Source organism: Nostoc sp., assembly GCF_036917355.1.
Lineage (GTDB): Bacteria > Cyanobacteriota > Cyanobacteriia > Cyanobacteriales > Nostocaceae > Nostoc.
Window position 1 is genome coordinate 1 of the sequence record NZ_JBALDP010000029.1, and the last position, 4527, is coordinate 4527.

At 40.3% G+C, this 4527-nt stretch carries 2 protein-coding genes; both read right to left on the reverse strand.

The window, feature by feature from the left end; all coding sequences use genetic code 11:
• Positions 1-144: 144 nt before the first annotated feature.
• On the reverse strand, positions 145-1212 hold the full coding sequence (locus V7K53_RS08390; RefSeq protein WP_335197091.1) for a WD40 repeat domain-containing protein: 1068 nt from the start codon (positions 1210-1212) through the stop codon (positions 145-147).
• Positions 1213-1327: 115 nt separating this feature from the next.
• A complete protein-coding gene (locus V7K53_RS08395) occupies positions 1328-4174 on the reverse strand; it encodes a DEAD/DEAH box helicase (RefSeq protein WP_335197092.1) in 2847 nt (948 codons plus the stop codon).
• Positions 4175-4527: the final 353 nt, after the last annotated feature.

Sequence of the window (4527 nt, forward strand, 5' to 3'; positions counted from 1 at the left end):
TTACAACTCATATCTCAAGTATGAAGTATATCTTGTCCTAAGTGCTTCTGAAGTATTTCGTGACCGTTTGGCTAAATTATCGTTCAAATCACAATTCAGATTTGACACTTTTCTTAAGTTTTACATTGTAGTTAAACAATGCAGTTATTTAAATTGCCAAATATGTATAATGCTATCCTCATTGCTACTAGCAAAGGTTTTACCATCCCGGCTCAAAGCAAGCCCTAAAACAGAACTGGAACCATCTCTCCATGTGTGCAACAGTTTCCCTTGCTCTAAACTCCACAGTTTAATAGTGCCATCGTAATTGCCGCAAATCAGAATTTTTCCATCGGGACTGATGGCAAGAGATTCAACTGAATTAAAATTATCAGTAAACTCATGCAGCAGTTTTCCAGTTTGAAGATTCCATAATTTCAGAGTACTAATTGCACGATTTCGAGAAACTAGCTGACCAAAACTACCAGTAACAAGCTTTTTACTATCTGGAGTAATGGCAATAGCATCAATTCCGGTTTTGTGCCCTTTGAGAATATGGCGTGTTTTTTTAGTTTGTAAATCAATCAGCCTAATTGTATTATCATCGCCACCCCCAGCACTTACAAGGGTTTGCATATCAGGGCTAAATGCAACTTTACTCACAAATCCTGAATGTGTAGGAATGGTATCAAGCAGCTTAAGCGTGTGTAAATCCCAAAGCTTGATTGTGCCATCGTCACTGCCACTAGCAATCAATCTACCATCTGAACTAATCGCAACGGTTTCTACTGGTTGGGTATGCCCACTTTCGCCCTTTAGCATAAGGAAAGTGCGTAAATCCCAAACCTTCATTGTTGGGGTGCTTATCCCACCAGTTACAATCCGCTTGCCATCTGGACTAATCGCAATTGAAGTAACACCATCTGAGTAAGCGTCTAAACTACGCAACAATTTCCCAGTACGTAAATTCCAGATTTTAATTGTATCATCTCTACCTCCACTAACCAGGGTTTCCCCTGAAGAGCTAATCGCAACTGCTCGAACACCAAAAGTCACTTTTTTATGCCCAGTCAGTGTGTGAACAAGTTGAATCTGTGGTTGGGGCTGAGTAATTGTACTCTTGCTTATAGGAAGCTTTGAACTAGAAGAATGTATATCAATGACAGTGATGTTTACTGCAATCGCTAAAACTATAATCACTGCTTTGGATTTGAGAAAATTCAATAATTTCATGTTGCCCAGGAACGCAATTACATAACATGGTTCCCATTTGATGGAGGGCGATACCAAAGGCTAGCGGGTACACCATCGCACCTAATTTGATAGACCATTAATTCAAATGCTCAGTTCAAGATGGATTTTGGGAATTGAGCTTCGCTTGACTAATTGCATCCAATAAAAACAAACCCACATCTTTATGCAATGGTTCATTATGCTGTGGACAAGCCGTTGAATGTAGGCATCTTGGACAACCAGCTTCACAATCACATTCAGCTGCTAAAGCGTAAGATGCAGCAGCAAATTTTGTGAAGTCAGAGAAAATAGCTTCTGCTGCCCCATTCCCTCCTTCACAGGTGTCAAAAAAATAACCAATGTTCCTGCTTTCTTTTTGTATGGCCAATTCATCTACATCCAAACTGGAGGATAAAACTACCAAAGGCACAGCTTTAACTATCTGGTGCTGGATACTATGCAGTGCCGTCACTTCAGCACTGCTACTCCACAAGGATTGATAAAGTTCTGGAACCTCACCTCCATTGTTGGTCATAATTTCTTGTTTGTATTTATTGACAGTTATTTGCAGCGCTTTCTGTAACGGCTCATTTAACTCTACTAGTACGCAAGGCGCTTGGTATTTTGTAACGTATGGCTCTGAAAATGCGATTTCTTTTTGAAGTTTTGTCACTTCTGCTGCACTCAGCGCCTGCTTACACAATGAACAACTTTTTCCTTCAAGTGGTTTTTTATAATTAGCACAACGTTGGTTTTTGCAGGTCATTCCGTAGGTACGCTTCATCAATCTATAACCAATTACAGAATTCGTAATTTCTCCCCAGACAAGAGTTAAACGTAAACGTGCATCTTTAATATTAGTAGGGATAATTTTCGATTCCGCCAAGGTAGAAAGTGGTTGAATATCTAATTCTGACTCCGCTTCAGTAAATAAATCTGTATCTTTTCCTAAAAATGTTAGTATTGCTTCTCCTTTGTCAGAATTTAGGCTTTCGCTACGGTATGCTATTAATTGCCCACTTTCATCTTGCACCATATATATGGCTTCGGGAAATACTTCTCGATGGGCTAACGGGAGCGACATACTTTCTAAAATTTCGCCCGTATGTTTATTAATTAGAGAAATTGACCTTTGAGTGCTGCTTCTAATATTAATTTCTTTATGAGGATAACCTCTTCCCCAAAGTTTACCATTGCCACTTAAGAAAATTTTATTTTGTTGTAAAAGAGAATCTGCAACTGCACCGGCTGTTTTTCCAAAACGAGTATTGAGTTCTCCTAAAGTTAAACTACTTTCAATGCAACCACATTCTAAATGTTTACCTAGAATGGTTGGATAGTCAGGGTTAAATGCAGCAGATTCAACTTCTCCTGATAGTAACTTTTGGTTATGTCGAGCGTAGTATACATCAATCGGGTTTTGTCCTAATGGCAGATAAATCACTAGCCCGTGCTGTTTGCGTCCGGCTCTCCCTACTCGTTGCCAAAATGACATCAAGCTACCTGGAAACCCCCGAATTAGACAGCAGTCTAGTTCGGGTAAATCAATTCCTGCTTCTAGAGAAGAAGTTGAAATAATTACCTTGATTTGTCCACCTTGGAGTTTTTGAATAATCTCGCTACGGCGATCGCCCGTTAAGGAACTGTAGAAAACTGCTACCTTGCTGGTTAAATAACCTAATCCAATACGTTGTGTTTCTCGTTGGATTAACCCAAGTAGACCTTTGACAGCTGCACGAGAGTTACAAAAGACAATCCCACTCAAGTTATGCTGCAACCAGGAAATCACTATTTTAGTAGCTTCAACATTAGCTGCATTGTTTGGAGCAAGAGATAATAAGGTACGTCCTTGATGTGGAGCGCCACTATCCTCAATCAGGTGTAATCTTTGGGGTTGATGGGTTCTGCCGCTAAACCGCAATGCCATATCTTCAGGATTTCCAATGGTGGCACTAGAACAAATAAATTGCAGCCTTTGGGAATTACCACCAACTGCATCAACTGCTAACCTTAGTCGCCGCATAAGATTCGCAAAGTGTGCCCCAAAAGCCCCAGTGTAGGTATGGCTTTCATCAATTACACAGTAGCGCAACTGTCTTAAAAACTGTCGCCACCCTTCTCCATCATCCCGACGGCGCACATTATAAAGATAGTAATGCAATAAGTCGGGGCTGACTGCCAAGATGTTTGGAGGGTTGGGGATGAAAAAACGCTGCCGCTCAGTAGCTGGTGTATCTCCCGTCATCAATGCGAGTTTGAGACGAGTATTATGCATTGCCTTGACAAGCGATTGTAACTTTCGCATTTGATCTAGGGCTAACGCTTTAAGCGGGAAAATATATAATGCTGTTGTTTGTGGTTGCTTAATACACGATTCCAGGATACCCAGGTTGTAGCACAGCGTCTTTCCGCTTGCTGTGGGCGTAGTGATACTCAAGTCAAACCCAGCACGTAACTTTGTTAGAGCTTCTAATTGGTGAGAATAAATTTGAGTGATACCGTTATTCTGTAACGCTAAACGTAAAGCAGGTGGTAAATCGCCCGGTAGAGGGTGAGTTATCCCTTGGTTAGCATTTTTAATATCTATCGCTCTAATGCTTGCAATCAGTTCTTGTGCTACAGACTGAAATCCTACCTGGGGGATTTGTTGAATCTGCTCAATAATTGTTGTGGCTGCGGCGTTGTTATCTTCGAGAAATGATGTGGAAGAAACTAAGTTGGCGTTACTTGCTTTAATTGATCCCAAAGCTAGAGCTTGCTCCCAATCTCCAAATTGAGTTGGCTTAACCTCTTCAACAAACTTGACAATCAACCGTCTGCCCAATAATGCCATTACCTCCCCAACTCCATACTCCGGTGAGTAAACATATCTACCTGCACTTAGCCATTCAGGAGGTTCTGGAATAGTTTGGTTGGCGGCACGGATAATTGCGGCGTAATCGGTTGGTTTGTTATCAGTCACAAATTTATGTTTCTGCTAGCAGTAAATTATTTGTTACTGACTCTCAGTATAAACGTAATAAGTTTACTCTGGCATTTTTGCTATATTGCTATTAACGACAAAAAGACGCAATCTGTAGTCAAGTTTAAGTTACGATATTTATAGTATTAATTAAATCAATAATCTTGTGTTTACTAAGGGATAATAAAATATTCGTATCCCAAAGCTTAAGAAAAAGTAACCGAAGAAGCAAAATTGGCTAATTTATTTTATACATAACAATACCTTCGCCAAAAAAAGAGTATGAAGAGATAGGGCTGCCGTAGTAGAGTTATTGTCTCTCACAACGACAACTCAGAACCCACACACAGCCC

Excerpts from the sequence above, each read along its gene's own strand:
- V7K53_RS08390 (WP_335197091.1), bottom strand. The coding sequence starts at position 1,212 with ATGAAATTATTGAATTTTCTCAAATCCAAAGCAGTGATTATAGTTTTA.